Genomic DNA, 22,009 nt, shown 5'->3' on the forward strand with positions numbered 1-22,009 from the left:
AGTCTTTTTAATCAGCATTAATGGTTATATATACTACTACATTGATGAGATATTATGACTTCTTCAGATTACCAGATTTGTTCAAAATGCATTTGCGATACTACTATTCCGGATATTTTTTTTGATTCCGATGGAGTATGTAATTTTTGTCATGAACACAATGAGAGAGAAAATAATTCCCCCCTAAATGTGGAAGGGAAAGCACACCTCGAAAAAATTATTCAAAATATTAAAAATAAAGGCAACGGAAAAAAATATGATTGTATTATAGGAGTAAGCGGGGGCACTGATAGTACCTATTGCCTCTATCTCGCAAAACAATGGGGACTACGTCCTCTTGCGGTCCATTTCGATAATGGATGGAATAGTGAAATTTCTGTAAGAAATATTAAAAACGCAACAACGAAATTGGATTTTGATCTTGACACCTGGGTTGCAGATTGGGAAGAATTCAAGGATTTACAAATTGCTTTTTTACGATCTTCTGTTCCTGAAGCTGATATGCCCACAGATATTGCATATTTAAGCGTTCTGTATAAAATCGCGGTTAAGGAAAATGTGAAATTTATTATTAATGGAAGTAATTTCAGAACTGAAGGTAAACAACCCTCCGCCTGGGGTTATGGGGATGGCAAATATATCAAGAGTGTTTACAAACAATTCGGAAAAGGGAAAAAACTGCAGAAAATTCCTAATCTTTCAATGGCGGATTTATTCTATTTTCATTTTATCAAGCAGATACAATTCATTAAACCCCTTTATTATATGAATTATAACAAGCATGAAGCTATGAAGGTCTTGGAAAAAGAGGTGGGATGGCAATACTATGGGGGACACCATTTTGAAAATGTATATACACGATTCATCCATGGATATTATCTTCCAAAAAAATTCGGGATTGAAAAACGCATCATTGAATTTTCAGCATTAATTCGTTCAAATCAGCTAACACGGGATGATGCTTTAGAAAAAATAAAAGAAGTGATTTATCCCAAAGAGTTAGTTGTTCAGGATATCCAGTTTATCATTAATAAATTGAATATTACCAATGATGAATACCAAAAGATCATGAAAGCACCCAATCGATATTTTTATGATTACAAAACCAATTATCCATTAATCATGAAAATGAGATTTTTCATTAACATAGCATATAAACTAAAACTTTACCCGGACAAAATTTATGGGAAAATTCATATTAATATATAAGGGGGAGCATAATTTGAATAAAGATTTACTTATTATTGCACCTGAATATTATAGCTTTGTTAAAGATCAAACGGAATCAATCGCAATTTTTTTTTCGAACGTAAAAGTATTAGTTCGACATAATCCGATTGCAGAAATTTCAACCATACTTCCAATCAATTCTTTAACAAATTTTCGAAAGAAAAATCTAATAAATTGCATAAACATTCCCCATAATATTTCTGTATTTCCAACACCCGTTTATTATGCCCCCCTCGATTTTTTTTATAAACGATTGGGAGAACAACATTTTTGTGCTGTAAATAGTATCATCAGAAAGAATTACTTTCATTTTGACCTTATGCATGCACATGCCACATGGTCTTCTGGTTATGTTGGTGCCCGTTTGAAAGACCTGTATCATGTTCCGTTCTTAGTTACAGCACATGGCTATGACATCTATTCTCTTCCATTCAAAGATGCAATCTGGAAAAAGAAGATTGAATATGTCCTGAACAAGGCTGATGCAGTTATTACCGTAAGTCAAAGTAATCTCAAATGTATCCAGAAATTGGATGTCGACACTCCAGTTTATATTATACCCAATGGATTCAGAAGTGATCTCTTCTCGCCAAGAGAGATGGCAGCGAGCCGCAGAGTGTTGGGTCTTCCACTAGACCGGAAGATTCTCCTCAATGTAGGAAATCTTGAACCCGTGAAAGGTCAAAAATATTTGATTGATGCAGTCAACGAGATCATTAAGGAAAGGAAGGATATTCTCTGCATCGTTGTTGGAATGGGAAGCGAGATACGTACCCTTGAGAAGCAAATTCTGTTCCAGGGGCTTGGTGAGTATGTTTTGCTCGTAGGTAAAAAGCCCCATGATGAGATCCCGTTATGGATAAATGCCTGTGATATATTTGTATTACCCAGTCTCAATGAAGGCAACCCAACTGTAATGTTCGAAGCTCTCGGATGCGGAAAGCCAATTATCGGAACGAAGGTCGGAGGGGTACCAGAGGTCATTTTTTCTGAAGATTATGGTTTAGTCGTTGAACCGGCTGATATTGGTGACCTTGCCGATAAAATAATGATGGCATTGGATCGAAAGTGGGACCAGAAGAAGATCCTTGCGTATGCGAAGCAGTTTACGTGGGAAAATATCGCAAAGGAAACTTTAAAGGTATTTACAAAGATTTCGGTGTGAGATTTGTGAAGGTTGCACTTATCACGAATTACTGGAAGAACAGCGAAGGTGGAGGTATCAAAACATATGTCGTAAACCTAGTACAAGCTTTGAAGGACAAAGGGATCGATGTCAGCGTGTTTTTCAGGGAAGGTAACGATCCGGAGCAATTCTGTGGCGGGCAGAACAAGATCGCATTCTCATTAACCTGCTTCCGGCAGTTACTGAAGATTCGACCTGATGTAATCCACACTCAAGGGACGTGGTACTGTCTCCTCCCAGGAGTGATCTACAAGAAAATTTTTGGATGCAGGTTGATCCATACTTTCCATACAGAACCTGATAAAAGTTTACAATTATTTGCAAAGTTTTTCTTCCAGATTCTCTTGAATACATGTGATTGTGTGACGTTTGTTTCGGAGAGATTGCAAGAACGAATTATTGAAGTTGACAGGTTTTCATTCCAAAATTCTGCAATTACCTATGCGGGAGTTCATACGATCACTGTTCCAGACTACCAAGTAAAGGAATTTAAAAAACAATATGGTATTAATGACAATTCGATTATTCTTACAGCAATTGGTATGACTGCTCTTCCCTACAAAGCTGAAGGACTAAAGATTCTACTTCAGGCCATCTATTTAGTGAAAAAATCATATCCTAATATTATACTCATCGTTACGAGAGAAGGGCGATATTCGGAAGAGGTGAGGGCGTTTTCCAACGAGATTGGTTTGGAAAGACATGTTATTTTTACAGGGAATATCGAGAATCCCTTTATTCCATTGAAGATGTGTGAGATTTATACTCATATAACGTTAGGTGATGGATTGCCAATAGCATTGTTAGAAGCGATGTCTATGGGGAAACCTATTATCGCGACACCGATTGCTGGTATCCCAGAAGCAATAGAAAGTGGTATCAATGGATTTTTAGTAGAGCCCAATCCCAAAAAAATTGCTGAAAAAATTGATTTTCTTCTTCAGAACCCTGAAATATGTGAAAAAATTTCTCAAAATGCGTATTACACAGCTAAAAATAAATTCACGTGGGAAAATGCAACAAAGACATTTATATTATTATATCGTGGAAATGGCAGTGAGATTGTGAATTCGCCGTGATTTGTATGGTTTTTCCTATTCAACACACTACATTCTCCCAATTGAATTCTAGAATGATTCAAATTATATCCTCTTGCCATAATAAAGAGCGGATGTCAAAAATCCTGTTGACAATAGGATATTCGTTAACAATAAATAATTTTCTTGTATTTTTTTTTTGTGTACCTCAAGGATATATTGTCGACATCTATTCGGCACTACCACTTAGTTTTTTCTTGTCATTGATTGTTTGTTATATAATAGGATCAACAGCGATATTTTGTAGTCAGGGAATTTACAGAAAACTTGGTATATTATTACTTTTTTTCAATTATTCTGCAGTTCTCATCATCCCGTATATGTTAGGTTATTACTCAATGGGACGGGCAGATGACATGACATATATTGGTGAATACCTCCAGATTAGTACATCTGGCAGTATTTCTGGGTGGGATATTTATCCAGCCAGCCATATTATTGGCGCTGCTCTCTCAATAGTAACAGGCCTTGATCCCCATATTATCTCTTTCGTAATTCCGCTTGTTTGTTCCTTCCTTTTTGCAGGAGGACTTTTTTTATGCTGTTGTCTTTTCCTCGAAGATCAGATTCTTATTAATATTGCCATCCCCGCATCATTTATTTTTTATCTCGGTCCTTATAATTTTCTAAATGTTCCACATGGTTTATTTTTTGCAATTATTCCTCTTATCCTCTATCTAGTGTTCAAATTTATCAAACATCAAAATTTTATTAATACCGTATTAGTATTTCCTTTCATACTTCTTGTTCCATTTATGCACCCATTCATTGTTTTTTTGGTAGTTTCTACATTTCTCGCTTTAATAATATTCAGCCAAATTCTTAAAAAAGTTGAAAATTTGAACTATTTACGAATTCTGCACTTATTCTTAATGGTTGTAATTGGATTTCTTTCGTGGTTTATTTTCTGTTCAACACTCATGGGGGACTTTTACCAAAGTTATCGATCTTATCTGCAGAGAGTAACGGAACCGGTTTTTTTCGAGACCACTGATAAATTAACCCGTATAAATATGAATCCCGATAAACTTTTTAAATTGTTGACGGTATACTATGGACGTTATACAATTCCACTTCTGATTATTATAATCGCTATTATTATCATCTATTTAAAACGAGACAGAATCACTCTTGTTTTAAAAAATTATATAGCTTTTTGGGCTTTTTTTTACCTGTTTTTTTTAATGTTAGAACTAATCCTTTTTTTCAATCCAATAATTTCTCATCAATCAGATCGATTAACAAATTTAAATTTTATTATCTACGCTCAGGTGCCGCTATTTGTTGTATCTCTTTATGTGATTTCCATGAGATTTAAATCCCCGCTAGTAAAAATATTTTTATTTTTATTGATATTATCTGGTATATGGAGCCTGAGTCTTTTTGGTACTTTTAATTCACCAAATATTTTTAAAACAAATGATGCCTTGACCAATAATGAAGTCCACGGAATGAAATGGTTCTTTGGAACAAAGATTACTGAAAAAGTATTAACTCCCCTGAGTTCAATCAGAAGGTTTCAGGATTTATTATCAGATAAAAATTATGATTCAATGGTAATGGTACCTGATCATTTTGGTTATTCAGATAACACTCAATCATTCACGGAAATAAATTTAAAACGTGGTGAACAAAGTTATGTCGTTTTACTGACAATTGATGAACTTATGTATCAGAAAATCCCGGGATATATCGAAGTTGGCAGATATACTGAAAACGATTATTCTCGGTTCAGAAATGATCAGTCGATTAATGCGAAGATTTACCATAGCCTTAATATTCAGATATTTGATATATATTAATTAAAAATGTAAAGTAAAGATTTATTATAAAGATGTTTTTCTTGGTTGTAGGACTTCCAATATGCCCGTAAAAATATGTCCGATATGTTGTTCAGAATCTGATTTCCTTTGTTCACTTTCATCGAATTATTTGAAAAATGAGTTAGAAAATAATTTTAACAAAAAAATTACCTGAAACCGTAGAAATAATTGATTATTCCATCAATAAATGTCGACAATGTTCATTAGAGTGGGCAGATCCTTCAGTACCAGGATCAACCGAATTTTATGCCTGGATCACGAACCAATCTGATTACTATCCTGCAAAAAGATGGGAATGGGATATTCTGCGTGATGAAATGAAAAAGAGAAATAAAGAACAGATTTCACTATTGGAGATTGGTTGTGGAAATGGTGAATTTCTAAAAACAATTCGACAAAAGTTAATTGTTCACGGGGTAGGTCTTGATATAAGTTTATAATCAATTGAAAAATGTAAGAAACAAGATTTGATAGCATATTGCGAAAATATTGAAGTATTCTCTCAAAGAAATGAATATCAAAAATTTTTTGATTACGTTGCCTATTTCATAGTCTCGAACACATCAGTAATCCTAAAGATCTTATTAATTCAATACTCCCATTATTGCGAAATAATGGAAAAATTTTTATTAGCGTTCCTTTTTCCCCCACCTCATACGAAACTTTTTTTTATTCGCCCCTCTGAATAACCCTCCACACCATCTAACACGATGGAATTATTCATCCTGTCTAAACTTGCCAATGAGGTAAATTTAAAAATAAAAATTATCAATGCCGAAATCGAAACCTGCATGGTATCGGACATTTTCAAATTTTGAAAAATTTTGTAAAATCAAAACAAAGAAAAATACCTTATTTTTCATTTTATTGGATATTCTAAAAAATCCATATGAAATATATAATTAATATCATCTTCAAAAAAATAGAGTTCGGATTAACAATCAAACAACAGCGAATGTGATATTAATTGAATTGTATAAATGATATCATCCGGTTTTTTTAACCGATACGTTAAGTTTAAACACTTTGTTGGAATGCTAGGGAAATCGAATGTTTTTATAGGAAATTTTCCTCTGATGAATATTGCACAGAGGGAATTAGATACATGAAATATATCATTCCTGAATTCTGGTTGACATCCCTCCATGATTCCTGACAATGTTTCCCATCTAATGCGTTCGGGTGTATGTCCATAATCATGCCAAAAATTACCGAATCATGGATTTCTATGGAGCGAAGTTAACAATCATATTTGATACAAAGACGAGCGGAATAATCAAGACGCTGTAAATAGGTTTTTATGCTATTTTCCTTGAAATATTCATCAACCGCCTTCCTCGATCCCGCCCAATATCCATAATCATCAATAATTAAAATACCCCCTTTTGAGAGTTTGGGGTATAACATGTTTAATTCATGCTTTGTAGATGAATAAAAATCAGTATCCAATCTTAAAATTGCAATTTTATCACTGATTACTTTAGGAATTGTGTCTTCAACCAGGCCTTTTATATAAAATATTTTTTCTTTGGGATAGCCTGTTAATTCCAGATTTTTTTTCACTTCTTCCAATGAGCAATTAACCCAATCAGAAGCAGTATCACTCTTTTTAACTTTTTGAAATGTCTCTATTGCTGGTTCACCAATATAGTCAACATCAGATTCTGTTGGTTTAGGCATTCCTTCAAATGTATCATATAAATATAAATTTCTTGAAAATTGATTTAAATTGTTCAAAGTCAATGCTACCGTCATCATACTTCCGCCCTTCCATACACCACATTCAACAATATCACCTTCAATTTCATTCTCAATGATATATTTCACAGATTGGATTAATGGATATATCCGGTCTGTGTTTGTCAATGTAAATGGGAGAACCGATTCAATAATTTCAATATCCTTTTTTTCAAAATCGATCGGGTAATTATTTTTCTTAATATCATATCCAAGAAAATTAAAAATTTTTCTAGCAGATGTCTTCCAATTTACCATAATATCTCTGTTAATAAACGGGAACTTAATATTATCGATTCATCAAATATGGGTGCATCATACAAAATTTTGGATATTTCAGAAAATTTGCGTTTAATAACAAACCTCTCCAAATTAAATATCGATCGAGGTATATAAACACGTCATCCAATTTTTTTCACTGATACGTTAAGGGTAAACACTTTATTTGGAACGCTAGGGAAATCGAATGTTTTTGTAGTAAATTTTTCTCTGGTGAATATAGCACAAAGGGAATTAGATACATGAAATATATCATTCCTGAATTCTGGTGGACATCCCTCCATGATTCCTGCCAATGTTTCCCATCTAATGCGTTCGGGCGTATGTCCATAATCATGCCAAATAATAACAGAATCGTCGTTTTTAAGTAATTTAAATGCATTTTGGGTATCTGATATTATAGCATCCTCACTATGATCTCCATCAATAAATATGATATCAAATTTTTTATTAATTGACCCAAAATCAAAGTTATTTGAATTTGCTCCGATATGAATAACATTTTTTAATTTTTCTGAAAAAAATCTCATTGATCTTACCATTTCTTCTGAATATCCTTCTTTTAAAAGATCTTCTTTTGCTAAACTTATGGAATAACATTCTTCAGCAAATGGTGATACATTTGCAATACTTTCCCCTCTCCAGGTTCCAATCTCCAGATATTGACAGTGATCATACTTTTTTGCTAGTGAGTTTAGCAGAAGATAATCAATTGGCGTGGATCCATCACTTAAAAAACTGATGGGATAGACTGTATCGACAAATTCGGGCAAAAGATCTAATAAATCTAATGTTGGTAAACCTCGTTCAAAACCATATTTTTGAATTATCCGTTTTCGTATTACAACCTCATCTGTTAAAACATTACCAATTGAACTAGGATTTGTTATAATTGTTCGAAATATTTGAATGATATGATGACCTTTTCGTATCCACTTATTATTCATACATCCATTCCGGATTTAAAAAGATTTTATTTTATCGGATCATTTTTTTTATCACCCAATCAGAAATCATTAGATTTTATTTTCGAGCTAGTCGGGATAAATATTAAGAAAAAATGAAAATGGATAATATGTTAGATTATACCAAAGGGGTATGCAAACATTTGTTAATTATCCTGATGAGAATCAAGAAAATGATAATAATTGTGGCACTTGTCGCCATTGCTGCTCCAACAATTCCAAAGATCGGGATTAATAATAAATTTATGATGATGTTTATCACGAGACCTACGACACCCACATAGAAACTGACCTGTACCTTTCCGATACTTGAGAGTGTGGTTCCAACCGCTGCAAATGATGCACCAATCGCATATCCTGATAACAATATCAATAAAGGAATGTATGATGCCAAAAAAATGTCACCAAACAAGAGAATTATGACATATGGCCCAAAAACTGCAATAACTATTGCACTACCCGCAGTAAGAAGAAAACTTTTCTTGAGTGTAGAATAAAAGACACGGCGAACTCCTTCAATATCTCCCTTTCCGTATAATGATGCAATTACTGGGTTCGTTACTGTCTGTATAGCCCCGGGAATTAATACTAATATTTGGGCAAGAATCGCAGCAACCGCATAAATACCAACATCTGATGGAGATAAGAAGTAACCCATAAGAATGATACTCATTTGTGTATTAAGAAACGAAACAGAATCGCCAAGCACTATATAAAATCCAAAAAACGTTGTATCTCGTAATGCTGAATAAATCCAAAAAAAACTCGTTTGAAGATATTCTCGAATCAGAATCGGGCTTAAGATTCCTATCACAATGGTAGGTGCAACAAATCCTATCACGGCCCCTGTAATCCCTCTGTCAAAGAACAGTACTAAGATTGTTGACGTTACGAGAATAGTAACATTCTGGATGACATTTAAAAATGCATAAAGATGCATTTTTCGAAAACCATTTAATGTTCCAAGCACTGCTTTCTGAATCGCGATGAACGGGAGGCTAATCGCTATCAAATGGAGCAATCCCACTAATTCCGGAACCTTAAAAAAAGAAATAGCAATAAATGGTGCAAAGATGAAGAGTATAATGCACATAAGGGTACCGGTTATAATCGAACTGGTCAGCCCGGATGATACGTAATTACGGACGGTTGTAGTATTATCAATAAATTCAGCGACGTATTTTGTTAATGCAGATCCAATCCCAAATGCCGCGAACTGCATTCCGAAAAGATATATTGTGAATGCAAGAGTATAGATCCCAAGTCCCTCTGGTCCGAGTTCCCTCCCAAATATAATTCTAAGAATGAAATGAGCTAATGATGCTGTAATTATACTAATGAAAGCCCATTGAACATCCACCATTGCTTTACTTAGGGATATTTTTGGCAACTGCAGACAAACTCACCTTTTTTACTTAGAGAATTGAAGAATTTCGCAGATTTTTTCGCTCGCACCAACAGGATACAACTCCGGCTGCGGTTTTAAGGGTAAAGGGGCTTTCAGCGCACCCAGGATCTTCCCCTCATCCGTCCCCACCAGCACATTCCACCCGTTCTGCAACGTCTCAACCCATTCAGTTTTTTCCCTTAGCGTGATGCAGGGTATCCCGAGAATGTATGCCTCTTTCTGGATCCCGCCCGAATCAGTGATAATCTTTATTGCGTTACTCATCAATCGGATCATGTCAAGATATCCTAGCGGTTCGGTGATGCGAACATTCTTCGGCATTCGTTTAAACAGGCCGTATTCAACAAGATATTTCCGGGTGCGGGGATGAACCGGAAACACAATCGATATCTCTGCTTTCTCAAATGCTCGGATGATGGATGAAATCGCTTCACGGTCGTCCGTGTTTACAGGTCGGTGAATTGTTGCGACAGCATAGTCGCCATGAGTAAGCCCCAATTTTTTGATCACGTGGAAATTTTTTTTGGCGAGTTCCTTGTTGAACCACAGCACATCCGCCATCACATCCCCAACCAGATGCACCCCTTTACGAATTCCTTCATAAGCAAGGTTACTGACTGCGGTTTCCGTTGGGCAGAACAAAAGATCCGAAACGTGATCCGTGACAACCCGGTTGATCTCTTCCGGCATCGTGCGGTCGAACGATCGCAGGCCGGCCTCCACATGGGCAACCGGAATATGCAGTTTCACCGCGGCAAGCGCACCGGCAAGCGTGGAGTTCGTATCGCCGTACACCATGACAAGTTCGGGTTTTTCTTTCAGCAGGACTTCCTCGATCTTCTCCAGGATCTGGCCGGTCTGCTTCCCGTGGGTACCCGATCCCACGCCAAGATAATAATCCGGCCGGGGAATCTGGAGTTCCTTAAAGAAAATATCCGACATCTCCGGGTCATAGTGCTGTCCGGTATGTACGAGGATCTCGGTATGGTCTTTCCGTATTTCCCTTGACACCGCAGCGCATTTGATAAACTGCGGCCGTGCCCCGACAATGGTGACTATCTTCATGGTACCAGACTTCCATTCACGATATACCACAGATTCAGGATCTCTTTTCCCGGATTATCGTCTCAGCCCAGCGGACGACATCTTTGGCAATTGAAAGGGATCTCTGGTATTCATCAAGACGAACCGGTGGATGAATGCGGGGATACCGGGTGGCAACGGCAAACCGCGTGAGTTTTGCAGATTCTTTTACCCTGTCCGGAACCGCAATGCCATGGTTCATAAGGATAGTGACAAGCGCTGCCAGGTCATGGACATAAGGATACGGGATATCGTAGGCAATGCAAACTGCCTTGATTGCTTTCTCCGCTGCCTGTTGGGCATTGTAACAGAGATCTTCCAAGTAAAGTTCGTTACGCGGAACCGTACTGGCAAGTGTGAGGTTGGAATGCGCACGGTTCAGCCATTCCCGGGGATCATCAGGAGGAAATCGTGCCGGCACGATAGACCTCCCTGCCCTGAAGCAGTGCAGGCTGCACAACAAAAAACGGTGAGTTGTGGAATCGTTCCACATCTGCAGCAGAAATCACGACAACATCGACTGCTTTACCAATACCAATCAGGCGCATATAGATCTCCTCTGTCAGCGAACCCTCGTCAAATGCACCATTCTTGATCACCAGGAGATCAATATCGCTGTCCGGCCCCATATCTTCCCGTGCAGCAGAACCAAATAAAATTATTTTTTCCGGTTTTGCGACATCCACAATACGCGTGAGGATCTCGTTCAACACATCGTTCCGGATTGTTCTTCCTTCCTGCATAGATCCTCCGTGGGATAAATCCCCGTTCTACTCTGGATTGTTTTATTTTGATTCTTAAATGCATATCTGTCCGAAGAGACGGTCATGGTCATCCCCTGGTTTTTCACAAACTGCAGCCGTGCTCCAATAACCGTTACGATCTTTACAATCCCATCTCACCAAATCCCGTGCCCGTTCTTGTCCCCTCTGCCGATCCCCTTGTACACGAACCCGGCGGAGATAAACGCATCAGGATCAATGACATTGCGGCCGTCCACCATCACCGGGCGGCCGCTGCAGCAGACCCGCCTCAGCTCGCGGGGGTCCAGGTGCCGGTATTCGTTGTGGCCGGTGAAGATGACAACCGCATCCGCACCTTTCACGGCCCCCATCTGGTCCTTTGTCAGCGTGATCCCCGGGTAGGACTCAACCCAGGGGTCGTGGATCGTGATCTTCGCACCGGCTTCCCGGGCAAGCTCATAGAACATTTCCGATGGCGGATCGCGAGCGTCATCTGAGTTCCCGAGGAACGCCCAGCCAAGAAGCGCAATCTTTGATCCCTTCAGCTCCTTGCCGGCCCGTTCCAGTCCCTGCCGGGTTAACGTGAGCATATGGCGGGGCATGAAGTCGTTGATGTGCCGAGCAAGGACATAGAGCGAGGGCTCACCAGCCGGGTAATCAAGTCTGTCCTTCCCGAGCACCTGCACGCCCCGTTCGAGATGGAACGTGTCCTTGGTGAGGCAGTGCCCCCCGACACCGGCACCCGGCCAGAGCATTGCCCGGGTGATCCCCTCGCCTTTCAGGCTGTCCACGCCGGTCCGGACATCGTAGAAGTTGATTCCCATTGCCTCGCAATAGAGCGCCAGCTCGTTGACCGCGGCGATCTGGAGGTCGCGGAATGTGTTCTCGGTGGTCTTCGTGACTTCGGCAGCGGTCGCGCTCATCGGGATAACTTTGCCGATCGTCAGGATCGGGGAGTACAGCTCCGTTGCCCGCTTCGTGCTCACATCATCAATGCCGCCAACGATCCGGTCGTGCTCCCGGATATTCCGGATCAGCCGGCCCACCATCACGCGTTCCGGTGCATGGGCAAGGGCAAAATCTTTGCCAGCAATAAGCCCGGACTCCTTCTCCAGGATCTCGCGGGCGATCCCAGCCGTTGTGCCCGGCGTGATCGTGGACTCGAGGACGACAAGCATCCCCGGCTTCAGGTAATGCCCGACGTTTTTCACGCCCTCGTACAGGGCCGAGAAGTCCGGCAGCAGGTCCTTCTTGTCCAGGAATGGTGTCTGGATGGCGAGCGTGACCGCATCGCATTCGCCGATTTTGGAAAAATCAGAAGTGCAGGAAAATTTCCCGGCAGTGACAACCTTCGCGAGCAGGTCCTCGAGGCCTGGCTCCTCGCCCTTCAACGGGCTCTCGCCCCGGTTCAGCATGGCGATCTTGTACCCGGAGGATGGTGAATCGCGCTGGAATCCGTATACGTGCCCGAACGCGGGGGAATCGGCAAAGAGTGCCGCGGCAGGAATGCCGACATAGCCCATACCAATGACCCCGATCTTACGGATAGGACCCCTTTCCGCGATCACATGGGCAAGTGATGGTTTCATGATCTTCTCTTTGTAATGGTGTCGGACAAATGATTATTTTCTCTGATTGTTATTCTCGCTTCAGCTCACGCTGTTTATTGCATCGCAGATCTCATCAAGCATCGGCTCGGTAACATTCGGGTGAACCGGCAGCGATACAACTTCCTGCGCGAGCCGTTCGGCAATCGGGCATGAAACCTCTGGATTTTGACTGAGGTATACCGGTTGCCGGTGGATCGGGATGGGATAATGGATCGCACTCCCGATTCCTTTTGCGGCAAGCATCGTGATCAGTTCGGATCTCGACAGGGGACACGAGGGAATGACACGAAGGACATACTGGTGGTACACATGTGTGGCAACTGGCATGCAGAACGGTGTTACAATCCCCGGGGCATGGATGTGAGCCGAGAGATATTCGGCATTTGCCCTCCGCCGGGCATTGAACTCAGGAAGTTTCTTCAGCTGTTCCCTCCCGATTGCCGCTCCGATGTCGGTCATGCGGTAATTATAGCCAATCATCGTATGGTAATATTTGTCGCTCTGCCCGTGGTTTGTGAACCTGCGAAGCACTGCCGCATACTCATCATCATTCGTAGTGATGATTCCACCTTCCCCGGTCGTCATGTTCTTGGTGGGGTAAAAGGAGAAGCAGCCGGCATGGCCCATACTGCCCACGGGCTTCTTCCGGTATAACGCCCCGTGCGCCTGGGCCGCATCCTCAATAAGCAGCAGGTTATGATCATCGCAAATATCCCTGACAGGCTGGACATCAAACGGCTGGCCGAACAGGTGGACACCGATCACGGCTTTTGTCTTTGCTGTGATGGCATTGTTCACGCAGGCAGGATCGATCCCGAACATGCGCTCGTCAACATCAACAAAGACCGGGCGGGCACCGCACATCGAGACGCAGCTGGCCGTTGCAAAGAACGAAAAAGTCGGAACGATTACTTCATCCCCGGGCCCGATGCCGGCGGATGCGAGCGCAGCATGAAGTGCTGCTGTGCCATTATTTACCGCAACTGCATGACGGGTCCCGCACAATGCTGCAAACTCGTTCTCAAACTGTCTGACAACAGGCCCCTGGGCGAACATGCCGGATCTGAGCACATCAGAAACTGCGCGAATCTCCTCCTCGCCGGCTTCGGGTTTTGCTATAGGAATCCGGGTCATGATCGCATCATCTCCTTCGGCAGGGAGCGGAAACGGGCTGGCGAGCCGATCGCAAGCACACCGGGCGGAACATCCTTTGTCACGACTGATCCGGCTGCCACCCCGCATCCCCTGCCCAGACGGACTCCCGGAAGAATCGTTACATTTGCACCGATCGCCACGTTGTCTTCGATAACGGGCCCCATGAGTTCGGGTTTTCCGGTCGGCGGGTACCGGTCATTTGTCAGGACGGCATTCGGTCCGATAAAAACCCCGTTACCAATGGTTGTGCGGGTCGGGATGAAGACCATACTCTGGATACTGATGTTACTGCCCAAGGTGCATGTCCCCTCAATTACACTTGCAGTCCCGATTGCCACTTTGTTGCCAATCGTCGTGTCTTCCCGGATCATGACGTTATGACCCGTGGAAAAATCATCCCCGATCGTGACATCGCAGTAAATGATCGTTCCTGACCGCAGGACAGCATTCCTTCCGATTGTCGTTCCTTTAAACTCCGTCTTTCCCATCTGTTTCCGTGAGGGAAATCCTAAGGTGACCGGTTCAAAAACCTGTGCACCCGAGCCAAGTGAATTCGTTCCATATTTCATAATAGTCTCCTGAATATAGTACCATGAGCGGGAGCCTTCCCGGTTCTATGTCCCCCCCCTGTCAGCTACGATCGGATTTCCGGAACTGGTAACCGGCACATGTCTTTCCCGGTTGGAGAGATCCTTGTGAATCCTCTCACATATCACCATATTCTCCAGTGCCTGTTGGGGTGTAACGGTAAACGGTTTCTTATCCCGTACTGCCCTTAGGAATGTCTTAAGTTCTTTCTTTAAAGGCTCGGATTTATTAACCTGCACCTTCTCGATCGTAGTCTCCTGCGAGTACCGCTCACCATCGATAGAGAACCGGCCGGGTTTCCGGTGAATATAGATCTCCTGGGCCATGTAGTCCCCTTCAACCGTGAAATGCTCCTCTTCAATGTAGATCCTTCGGATTTTCTTGGATGACTTCCGGCTGGCAGTAAGGATTGCCGGGCAGGAATCAAGAGTGAAGAGGGCCGTGGCGACATCGTCATTACCGGAACACGTCAGGCTCCACTCTTTTATCGGGAAGAGGTTGAAGAGAATGTCTATATCGTGGATCATGAGGTCCTCGATAATCGAAGTACCAACAATACGCGAAGAACCCGGGTTATGCCGGTTGATCTCGATATAGACCGGGTGCTTGATGATCTGGGCGAGTTCGGGGATGATCGCGTTGAACCGCTCGATATGCCCGACACCCACAGTGAGGTCATCGGGAATCATCTTCACGAGTTCACGAGCCTCTTGTACGGTCTGACAGATAGGTTTCTCGACAAGACAGGGGACATGCGATTCGATCAGCTGCTTTGCAACCCGGAAATGGTAGGGGGTTGGGACACAGATGCTGGTTGCATCGACCTTCTTGATCAGGTTCTCAATGGTCGGGCATACGGTCACAGACTCACACGTGGTCTTCAGGTGGCTGACCGATTTGGGATCGGGGTCGTAAACATAAATCTGGTCAACAAGTTTAAGTTCAGAATATACCCGGATATGGTTTTTTCCCATGATCCCGCAACCGATAACACCAACATCCATCTTACATCACCCCGTTGATGGTTGAACAGATCTCCTCAAGCATCGGCTTTGTCACGTTCGGGTGAACCGGCAGCGAGAGGACTTCATCGCAGAGCTGTTCCGAGACAGGGCAGGAGACTTTCTTTTTGTTCTGTTCGAGATAGACCGGCTGGGAGTGAATGGGGATCGGGTAATGGACAGCCGTGCCGATCCCGCGCTCTGCAAGGTACGTCATGAGTTCCGCACGCTTCATGGGGAAATCGGGAGTAATCCGGACAACGTACTGGTGATAGACATGGACGGTCCCGTCCCGGCGCTGGGGTATAATGAGCCCTTTCTTCTGCAGGTGCTTGTCGAGATATGCGGCATTTGCAGCCCGTGTCTTATTGTAGGCTGGAAGTTTCTTCAGCTGCTCGGAACCGATCGCGCCTCCGATATCAGTGAGCCGGTAGTTGTACCCGATCATCGCGTGGCGGTACTTCTCGCTCTGCCCGTGGTTGATGAACATCCGCATCCGTGCAGCGTACTGGTCGTCATCCGTGGTTATTGCCCCGCCTTCACCCGTGGTCATGTTCTTTGTGGGATAGAATGAGAAGCAGCCCGCCTTTCCAAACCCGCCGACAGGTTTTCCCTGGTACTGTGCCCCATGTGCCTGGGCGGCATCCTCAATCAGGGCAATCTTATGATCGCTGCAGATCTCCTGCACCGGTCGGATATCGAATGGCTGGCCAAAAAGATGTACGCCAATGACCGCCTTCGTCTTCCTTGTAATTGCTCTGGAGACCGCGTCCGGGTCGAGGTTGAAGGTCTTTTCGTCCACATCCACAAACACCGGCTTTGCCCCGCACATGGAAACGCAACTCGCAGTCGCAAAAAAAGAGAATGTAGGAACAATTACCTCGTCGCCCGTCGTTATGCCGGCACAAGCCACAGCGGTATGAAGTGCAGCGGTCCCGCTATTGACCGCAATTGCGTGTTTTACACTACAGTAATCAGCAAAAAGATTCTCGAACTGTGCAACGGCAGGCCCTTGGGCAAGCATCCCGGATTGGATGACAGCAGAGACTGCTCTGTCCTCCTCTTTTCCAGGGGATGGTCTGGCAATGGGAATTTTAGTCATGAGTATCGAAAAATATTCCAAAAATAATTTTCAGCAATTCATCTTAAAGCATCTTATTTTGTTGTGAGAAAAGCGAATGTGATTATTTTTAAGGACGATTTTTGTGGGCAATGGATCCCTTTGTTTATGGAAAATATATAAAATCCCTGAACCACTGCACCGTCTCCCCCAGCCCCTCCCTCATCGAACACCCCGGCACATACCCCAGTATCTCCTGAGCAACAGCAATATCCGCAACCGAATGCCGTACATCCCCCGCAGCAGGTTGAACGAACTCCACCGGCACCCTGATCCCCGACACATTGGCAACAATCTCCAAAAGTTCCATCAAATCCAGCTGCGAACCACTGGCAACATTATACACACCAGACACCGGAGACTCCATTGCGAGGATATTCGCCCGGACCACATCTTTCACATACACAAAATCCCGCGTCTGCTTCCCATCGCCGAATATCGTGACAGGTTTGTGCGCAAGAGTATTGGTAATAAACTTGGTAATTACCCCGGAATACGGCGACCCCGGGTCCTGCCGTGGCCCGAACACATTGAAGTATCTCAATGAAACACACTGCATCCCATAGAGCCGGGAAAAGACCGAACAATAATTCTCTCCAGCTGATTTTGTGACCGCATAGGGCGAGAGGGGATCCGGCATCATCGATTCCCGCTTGGGGAGTTCCGGTTTGTCGCCGTACACCGCGGCAGATGAGGCAAAAACAACTTTTTTTACACCGCAGTCCCGGGCAGCCATCAGTACGTTAACGGTTCCGGACAGGTTGACCTCATGCGTTTCCCGGGGATCCGCTACCGATCGCGGGACCGATGCAATGGCAGCCTCATGGAAAATTCCATCAGCGCCTTCGAACGCTTTCCGGAGTGTAGCGGAATCGAGGATCGTCCCTTCGATCAAGGAAGCATTCGGGCCGGCCAGAAGATCGTTCACGTTCTCTTTTTTCCCGGAAAAAAAGTTGTCAAAGATCACAACCTCGTGTCCGTTTGCGACAAGTCCTTCGGCAATATGCGATCCGATGAACCCTGCCCCGCCCGTTACAACATATTTCATGATGCGAATCCTCGAAAACCCGGAGATTTCTCACAGGATTGAACAATGATAATAGTATGTGAAAGAATATTATCCTGATTATCCGGTGCCATGATTCAGTAAAAATATCAGGAGAATAACGATTAATCCCGCCGACAGGTAACGTCTCCATAATGGGGATGCCGGGATAAGGAGGGGAATTACTAATCCTCTCGCAGGGCTTTTCAAGTCCAGTCACCTACCGCAATCTGGATGTTGACTCATCCTCAAAAAAGCATTGAGGGATTGTAAGCCGCCAATCCTCCGACATGATGATCCTGTCCAATGCGACACTTAGACAGATATTACGGCGGAACCACCAATATCATCAGAATAACAAGGAGTTTGTAGTAAGCAATTACCTGTATTAATTCTCAAATCCCATTTCATCGAATGCCCGATCGATTCTATCAAGAAAATCCCGTGCATCCGATACAATGATCCATGCTTCATCAGGCGACATCGCTGCATCAATATTATAATCAACGGTTTCCCTGCGTTCTTTGGCATGAGAGAGTGCACGACCATATGATTCTTCGATAAAACCCCTCTTGACAAACTCAAGGCCAAACTGGAGGATGAGTCCCTTATGGCCTTTCGGATGGAGATCCCGACTGGCAAGAAGCGCCCGGGCTGCATAGAACATTGCGTAATATGCCCGGCTGACCGCATCATTGTAATACCCGCCTTTCAGCAGATAGTCGGCAGCATCGAGGGTTTCCGCAGCAAGTTCAAGATCGCGATCAGGCAACCGTGATCCCCTCACTAATGACATTATGGCTGAACGGGGATGCTTTACTGAATGATTTTGTACTCATCACCTTTACGGAAAGATATTCCCCGGAATCTACCATGATATCGAACGCAAGGCCAGTCATTGCCCGCCAGCCCTCGTGTTCATCCCCATTCCAGAGTACCAGGAGATCGATATCAGAATCCGGATTCGCCTCTCCTCTCGCAACCGAACCGTAGAGAATGATCCTGTCAATATGGGAAATATACCGCTCTTGTGCCTGCCGGACAAATTGCCGGATAACGGTTTCGTACCGTTTCTGGATGGACATTTCTCTATATGATCCTTCCCCGATTCCCAATAAATACTTGCCCGTGGTTCTCCCAGACAAACGTGACAGGTTCAGATTCTCTTTTCCTGAAGAACGAGGGTTGCCCGTTTTATTACGGATTCTGTAAGAACAAGTGCTTTTTGGCATATTCTTCCGGACTAACCAAGAATACAAAGCCCGGGTATCGTGTATGTGCCGCATAGGGTGTTAGGCGGGCTGCTGACGTAATGGGACCCGGAATGATACGCCCGCTTCTTTCGAGGCGAAGAAGGAGATCCGGGATATCATGGATGTAGGACAGGGGGAGCGCACGGGCAATAATTACTGCCTTGATCGCCATTTCAGAAGCCCGATGTGCCTGGAAACACAGGTCTTACCGGTATTTATCCGGCTTGCAGCAACGGGCTATTGCATGACTGCTGCGTGCCCTTCTCATCCGTTCTTCGGATCATCCGGAGGCAACTGTGCTGACATCGTAGAGAACCCTGCCTTCGTGCAATGCGGGATAAAAGACCAGGTGCAGTGAATCCGCGTATTTTCTGACCCGATCCGGGGTTACAACGATCAGATCGATTGCCTGGCCTATCCCGAACAGGTTCAAATTAATATCTCCGGCAATGGTATGTGGATTGTAATCTCCGGATTTGATTACCAGCAGAACAATATCGCTGTCCTGACCCATCTCGTTACGTGCAGCGGAACCAAACAGAATTTTTTCCGGTTTCGCGACATCCACAATACACCTAAGGATCTCGTTCAGCGCTTCTTTTTGGATTTTTCCTCTTTTCTGCATGAATACTCTGGGGGAAAATCCCTGGTTTATGTTCATCTTTTATCTGGAATCTTATATGCACATCTCTTGTTTGGGATCTGCCGGTGAATAAACCGACTTGTAGCAGGATTACAGTGAGTCCGCCGAATGAATTGTCCTGGACAAGTATCAGGACACAGACGTCCGGGCCGGAAACCCGGCCGACGGGAAATGGTTGTTCGGGCACTCATTCTGTAAGATTACCTTGTTTAAAACAATAATTCAGGGTACACCATGACCGTAAGGTATGCTCTTATCCAACAGAAACGGGAACTGTATCTCCGCTGTCAAGAACCATATATCGAGCGTATGGCAGAGATCAGTAACGGGAAGCATTTAATCATAAATGATCTCCCTGCTGATTTGGACAGATTGTAAATCACTTTCTCAATTTGTCCACTATCTATATGCTCGGCTAACTATAAAATGAATATCATCGACCAACCGAGTTTGAAAGAGGTAATTGATTATGGAATATTCTTGACAATTTCAGGATCACAAGGTGCGAATAATCCGGAAACACTGCATACGGGAAATGGTTCCATGATCACACCATCAGTCCGTTTAGCATGCTGTAAAAAACCATAATACAAAATTTTAACTACTTTTTTGTATTATAATTATTCAGAACACACAATGACCGTCAGGGATGCTCTTTTACAGCAGAAGCGGGAACTCGAGCTCCGGAAAGCAGAGCCGTACATCAAGCGCACGGCAGAGATCCGTAACGGGAACAGCCGGCTTATCCGGATTGTGAGTGGTCCCCGCAGGGCAGGGAAATCATTTTTTGTAACCCGGTACCTCATGGCACAGGGCCCGTTCGGCTATGTAAATTTTGATGACGAAGAGCTCAATAGTGCAGAAAAAATCCCTGATATTCTCACTGAGATAGCCGATCTCTACAATGGATCAAAAACGCTCCTGCTTGACGAGATCCAGAATATTCCGGGATGGGAACTCCTGGCAAACCGGCTGGCACGGCAGGGATATATGCTCTATATCACCGGAAGCAATGCACGCCTGCTCAGTAAAGAACTCGCAACGCACCTGACCGGCCGACATACCATTACCACCATTTTCCCCTTTTCATTTGCTGAATACCTGCGGACAAAACCTGGGGAATATACCGAACGTGAATACCGTGCATACCTTGCGGAATATTCTGTCACCGGGGGATTTCCCGAACACCTGGTAACCTCTATTGACCGGAAAGAATACCTCCTGCGTCTTTTTGATGCCGTGATATACAAGGACATTATCCAGCGCTACCGGGTCCGCTCCCCACAGGGCCTGGGAAATCTCGCCCAGTACCTCTGTTCCACTATTGCGGGGGAATATTCTGTGCACGGCCTCACAAGGGTAACCGGTTGCAGGAGTGACCGGACCGTACGGAAATACCTTGAGTACCTGGAAGAAGCATTTCTCTTTTTTTCGATCCCGAGATTCTCGTACAAGGTAAAGGAACAGGTTATGGCAAACCGGAAGATCTATTGTATCGATAACGGGTTTGTCATGGCCAAAGGATTCAGGTTTTCCCGCAATGATGGGAACCTGAATGAAAACCTTGTTGCAATTGCACTTCACCAGATGGAACTTTCCGGAATCCTGAACCTTTACTACTGGAAGAACGCAAAGCATCAGGAAGTTGATTTTGTCCTCCACCAGGAAACGAAGGTGGTTGCACTTATCCAGGTCTGTATCGATCTGACCGATGAAAAGACACGACGGCGGGAAGTTAATGCTCTCCTGATAGCAGGTCGGGATCTGTCGTGCGAAAACCGCATCATCCTAACCGGGGAAGAAGAACACATAACAACTGAGGAATGGTTCGGCATACGGGGAGAGATCCAGTATATCCCCCTCTGGAAATGGTTGCAGCGACCAGGAATTCCCGGATATATGTGATTCGATACCCTTATGCATCATCATAAGGGTTGCGCAACAGAACGGGTGATCAATCCGTAAATCTTTGTCGAATATGGAATAAAATAAACCAAGTTCTTTCAGAATTTTTTTGGTAAAGAGCCCCCGTGCAAGAAAACC

Annotated in this window: 21 protein-coding genes; 5 read left to right on the plus strand and 16 right to left on the minus strand. The window is 43.6% G+C overall.

Features of this window, described 5'->3' with window-relative positions:
* The first annotated feature begins 54 nt into the window (after positions 1-54).
* The 4 genes from METFOR_RS06945 (at position 55) to METFOR_RS06960 (ending at position 5,315) form a co-directional block, all read left to right on the plus strand.
* Positions 55-1,209 carry an N-acetyl sugar amidotransferase gene (locus tag METFOR_RS06945; protein ID WP_015285405.1) on the plus strand — a complete coding sequence of 385 codons (1,155 nt, stop codon included), beginning with the start codon at positions 55-57 and terminating at the stop codon, positions 1,207-1,209.
* A complete protein-coding gene (locus tag METFOR_RS06950) occupies positions 1,184-2,395 on the plus strand; it encodes a glycosyltransferase (RefSeq protein ID WP_015285406.1) in 1,212 nt (403 codons plus the stop codon). Before METFOR_RS06945 ends, METFOR_RS06950 begins: the two co-directional genes overlap by 26 nt.
* A 5-nt stretch (positions 2,396-2,400) precedes the next feature.
* On the plus strand, positions 2,401-3,495 hold the full coding sequence (locus METFOR_RS14525) for a glycosyltransferase family 4 protein (protein ID WP_148277623.1): 1,095 nt from the start codon (positions 2,401-2,403) through the stop codon (positions 3,493-3,495).
* A gap of 356 nt (positions 3,496-3,851) precedes the next feature.
* The gene (locus METFOR_RS06960) at positions 3,852-5,315 is read left to right on the plus strand and encodes a glycosyltransferase family protein (RefSeq protein WP_148277624.1); all 1,464 of its coding nucleotides are present in this window, start codon (positions 3,852-3,854) and stop codon (positions 5,313-5,315) included.
* Positions 5,316-6,575: 1,260 nt separating this feature from the next.
* Here the strand turns inward: METFOR_RS06960 and METFOR_RS06965 are convergent.
* The 16 genes from METFOR_RS06965 to METFOR_RS07035 form a co-directional block, all read right to left on the minus strand.
* Positions 6,576-7,331 (minus strand): TylF/MycF/NovP-related O-methyltransferase, encoded by a 756-nt coding sequence (locus METFOR_RS06965; protein WP_015285410.1) that lies wholly within the window; start codon positions 7,329-7,331, stop codon positions 6,576-6,578.
* Between the two features lie 143 nt (positions 7,332-7,474).
* Entirely contained in the window at positions 7,475-8,299 is an 825-nt protein-coding gene (locus METFOR_RS14835; protein WP_015285411.1) for a class I SAM-dependent methyltransferase, read from the minus strand.
* 136 nt (positions 8,300-8,435) lie between these two features.
* A complete protein-coding gene (locus METFOR_RS06970; protein ID WP_233504474.1) occupies positions 8,436-9,707 on the minus strand; it encodes a flippase in 1,272 nt (423 codons plus the stop codon).
* 21 nt (positions 9,708-9,728) lie between these two features.
* Complete coding sequence (gene wecB / locus METFOR_RS06975) at positions 9,729-10,790, minus strand: non-hydrolyzing UDP-N-acetylglucosamine 2-epimerase (protein ID WP_015285413.1); 1,062 nt, start codon at positions 10,788-10,790, stop codon at positions 9,729-9,731.
* A gap of 34 nt (positions 10,791-10,824) precedes the next feature.
* Complete coding sequence (locus METFOR_RS06980) at positions 10,825-11,229, minus strand: HEPN domain-containing protein (protein WP_015285414.1); 405 nt, start codon at positions 11,227-11,229, stop codon at positions 10,825-10,827.
* Positions 11,207-11,521 carry a nucleotidyltransferase domain-containing protein gene (locus METFOR_RS06985; RefSeq protein WP_233504475.1) on the minus strand — a complete coding sequence of 105 codons (315 nt, stop codon included), beginning with the start codon at positions 11,519-11,521 and terminating at the stop codon, positions 11,207-11,209. The genes METFOR_RS06980 and METFOR_RS06985 overlap by 23 nt, the downstream gene beginning before the upstream one ends.
* A gap of 185 nt (positions 11,522-11,706) precedes the next feature.
* Positions 11,707-13,140 (minus strand): nucleotide sugar dehydrogenase, encoded by a 1,434-nt coding sequence (locus METFOR_RS06990; protein ID WP_015285416.1) that lies wholly within the window; start codon positions 13,138-13,140, stop codon positions 11,707-11,709.
* A gap of 60 nt (positions 13,141-13,200) precedes the next feature.
* Complete coding sequence (locus METFOR_RS06995) at positions 13,201-14,295, minus strand: DegT/DnrJ/EryC1/StrS family aminotransferase (RefSeq protein ID WP_015285417.1); 1,095 nt, start codon at positions 14,293-14,295, stop codon at positions 13,201-13,203.
* Positions 14,292-14,885: a DapH/DapD/GlmU-related protein gene (locus METFOR_RS07000; RefSeq protein WP_015285418.1), complete on the minus strand. Its 594-nt coding sequence runs from the start codon at positions 14,883-14,885 to the stop codon at positions 14,292-14,294. Before METFOR_RS07000 ends, METFOR_RS06995 begins: the two co-directional genes overlap by 4 nt.
* Positions 14,886-14,930: 45 nt before the next feature.
* Complete coding sequence (locus METFOR_RS07005; RefSeq protein WP_015285419.1) at positions 14,931-15,908, minus strand: Gfo/Idh/MocA family protein; 978 nt, start codon at positions 15,906-15,908, stop codon at positions 14,931-14,933.
* A gap of 1 nt (position 15,909) precedes the next feature.
* Positions 15,910-17,007, minus strand: a complete 1,098-nt coding sequence (locus METFOR_RS07010) for a DegT/DnrJ/EryC1/StrS family aminotransferase (RefSeq protein ID WP_015285420.1) — start codon at positions 17,005-17,007, stop codon at positions 15,910-15,912.
* A 124-nt stretch (positions 17,008-17,131) separates the two neighbouring features.
* The gene (locus tag METFOR_RS07015; protein ID WP_015285421.1) at positions 17,132-18,073 is read right to left on the minus strand and encodes an SDR family oxidoreductase; all 942 of its coding nucleotides are present in this window, start codon (positions 18,071-18,073) and stop codon (positions 17,132-17,134) included.
* 385 nt (positions 18,074-18,458) lie between these two features.
* Positions 18,459-18,842, minus strand: a complete 384-nt coding sequence (locus METFOR_RS07020) for a HEPN domain-containing protein (RefSeq protein WP_199484003.1) — start codon at positions 18,840-18,842, stop codon at positions 18,459-18,461.
* Entirely contained in the window at positions 18,835-19,155 is a 321-nt protein-coding gene (locus tag METFOR_RS15550) for a nucleotidyltransferase domain-containing protein (protein ID WP_015285423.1), read from the minus strand. Before METFOR_RS15550 ends, METFOR_RS07020 begins: the two co-directional genes overlap by 8 nt.
* 112 nt (positions 19,156-19,267) lie before the next feature.
* A complete protein-coding gene (locus tag METFOR_RS16195) occupies positions 19,268-19,525 on the minus strand; it encodes a HEPN domain-containing protein (RefSeq protein ID WP_394295931.1) in 258 nt (85 codons plus the stop codon).
* 78 nt (positions 19,526-19,603) lie between these two features.
* Entirely contained in the window at positions 19,604-19,984 is a 381-nt protein-coding gene (locus METFOR_RS07035) for a nucleotidyltransferase domain-containing protein (protein WP_199484004.1), read from the minus strand.
* 618 nt (positions 19,985-20,602) lie between these two features.
* On the opposite strand from METFOR_RS07035, the gene METFOR_RS07040 reads away from it, so the two are divergent.
* Positions 20,603-21,871 carry an ATP-binding protein gene (locus METFOR_RS07040; protein WP_015285426.1) on the plus strand — a complete coding sequence of 423 codons (1,269 nt, stop codon included), beginning with the start codon at positions 20,603-20,605 and terminating at the stop codon, positions 21,869-21,871.
* Positions 21,872-22,009: the final 138 nt, after the last annotated feature.

It is taken from the genome of Methanoregula formicica SMSP, from assembly GCF_000327485.1.
Lineage (GTDB): Archaea > Halobacteriota > Methanomicrobia > Methanomicrobiales > Methanospirillaceae > Methanoregula > Methanoregula formicica.

Coding starts and splice junctions, on each gene's coding strand:
- METFOR_RS06945 (WP_015285405.1), top strand. CDS start 55: ATGACTTCTTCAGATTACCAGATTTGTTCAAAATGCATTTGCGATACT.
- METFOR_RS06950 (WP_015285406.1), top strand. CDS start 1,184: ATGGGAAAATTCATATTAATATATAAGGGGGAGCATAATTTGAATAAA.
- METFOR_RS06960 (WP_148277624.1), top strand. CDS start 3,852: ATGGGACGGGCAGATGACATGACATATATTGGTGAATACCTCCAGATT.
- METFOR_RS06965 (WP_015285410.1), bottom strand. CDS start 7,331: ATGGTAAATTGGAAGACATCTGCTAGAAAAATTTTTAATTTTCTTGGA.
- METFOR_RS14835 (WP_015285411.1), bottom strand. CDS start 8,299: ATGAATAATAAGTGGATACGAAAAGGTCATCATATCATTCAAATATTT.
- wecB (WP_015285413.1), bottom strand. CDS start 10,790: ATGAAGATAGTCACCATTGTCGGGGCACGGCCGCAGTTTATCAAATGC.
- METFOR_RS06990 (WP_015285416.1), bottom strand. CDS start 13,140: ATGAAACCATCACTTGCCCATGTGATCGCGGAAAGGGGTCCTATCCGT.
- METFOR_RS06995 (WP_015285417.1), bottom strand. CDS start 14,295: ATGACCCGGATTCCTATAGCAAAACCCGAAGCCGGCGAGGAGGAGATT.
- METFOR_RS07000 (WP_015285418.1), bottom strand. CDS start 14,885: ATGAAATATGGAACGAATTCACTTGGCTCGGGTGCACAGGTTTTTGAA.
- METFOR_RS07005 (WP_015285419.1), bottom strand. CDS start 15,908: ATGGATGTTGGTGTTATCGGTTGCGGGATCATGGGAAAAAACCATATC.
- METFOR_RS07010 (WP_015285420.1), bottom strand. CDS start 17,007: ATGACTAAAATTCCCATTGCCAGACCATCCCCTGGAAAAGAGGAGGAC.
- METFOR_RS07015 (WP_015285421.1), bottom strand. CDS start 18,073: ATGAAATATGTTGTAACGGGCGGGGCAGGGTTCATCGGATCGCATATT.
- METFOR_RS15550 (WP_015285423.1), bottom strand. CDS start 19,155: ATGTCCATCCAGAAACGGTACGAAACCGTTATCCGGCAATTTGTCCGG.
- METFOR_RS07035 (WP_199484004.1), bottom strand. CDS start 19,984: ATGAACATAAACCAGGGATTTTCCCCCAGAGTATTCATGCAGAAAAGA.
- METFOR_RS07040 (WP_015285426.1), top strand. CDS start 20,603: ATGACCGTCAGGGATGCTCTTTTACAGCAGAAGCGGGAACTCGAGCTC.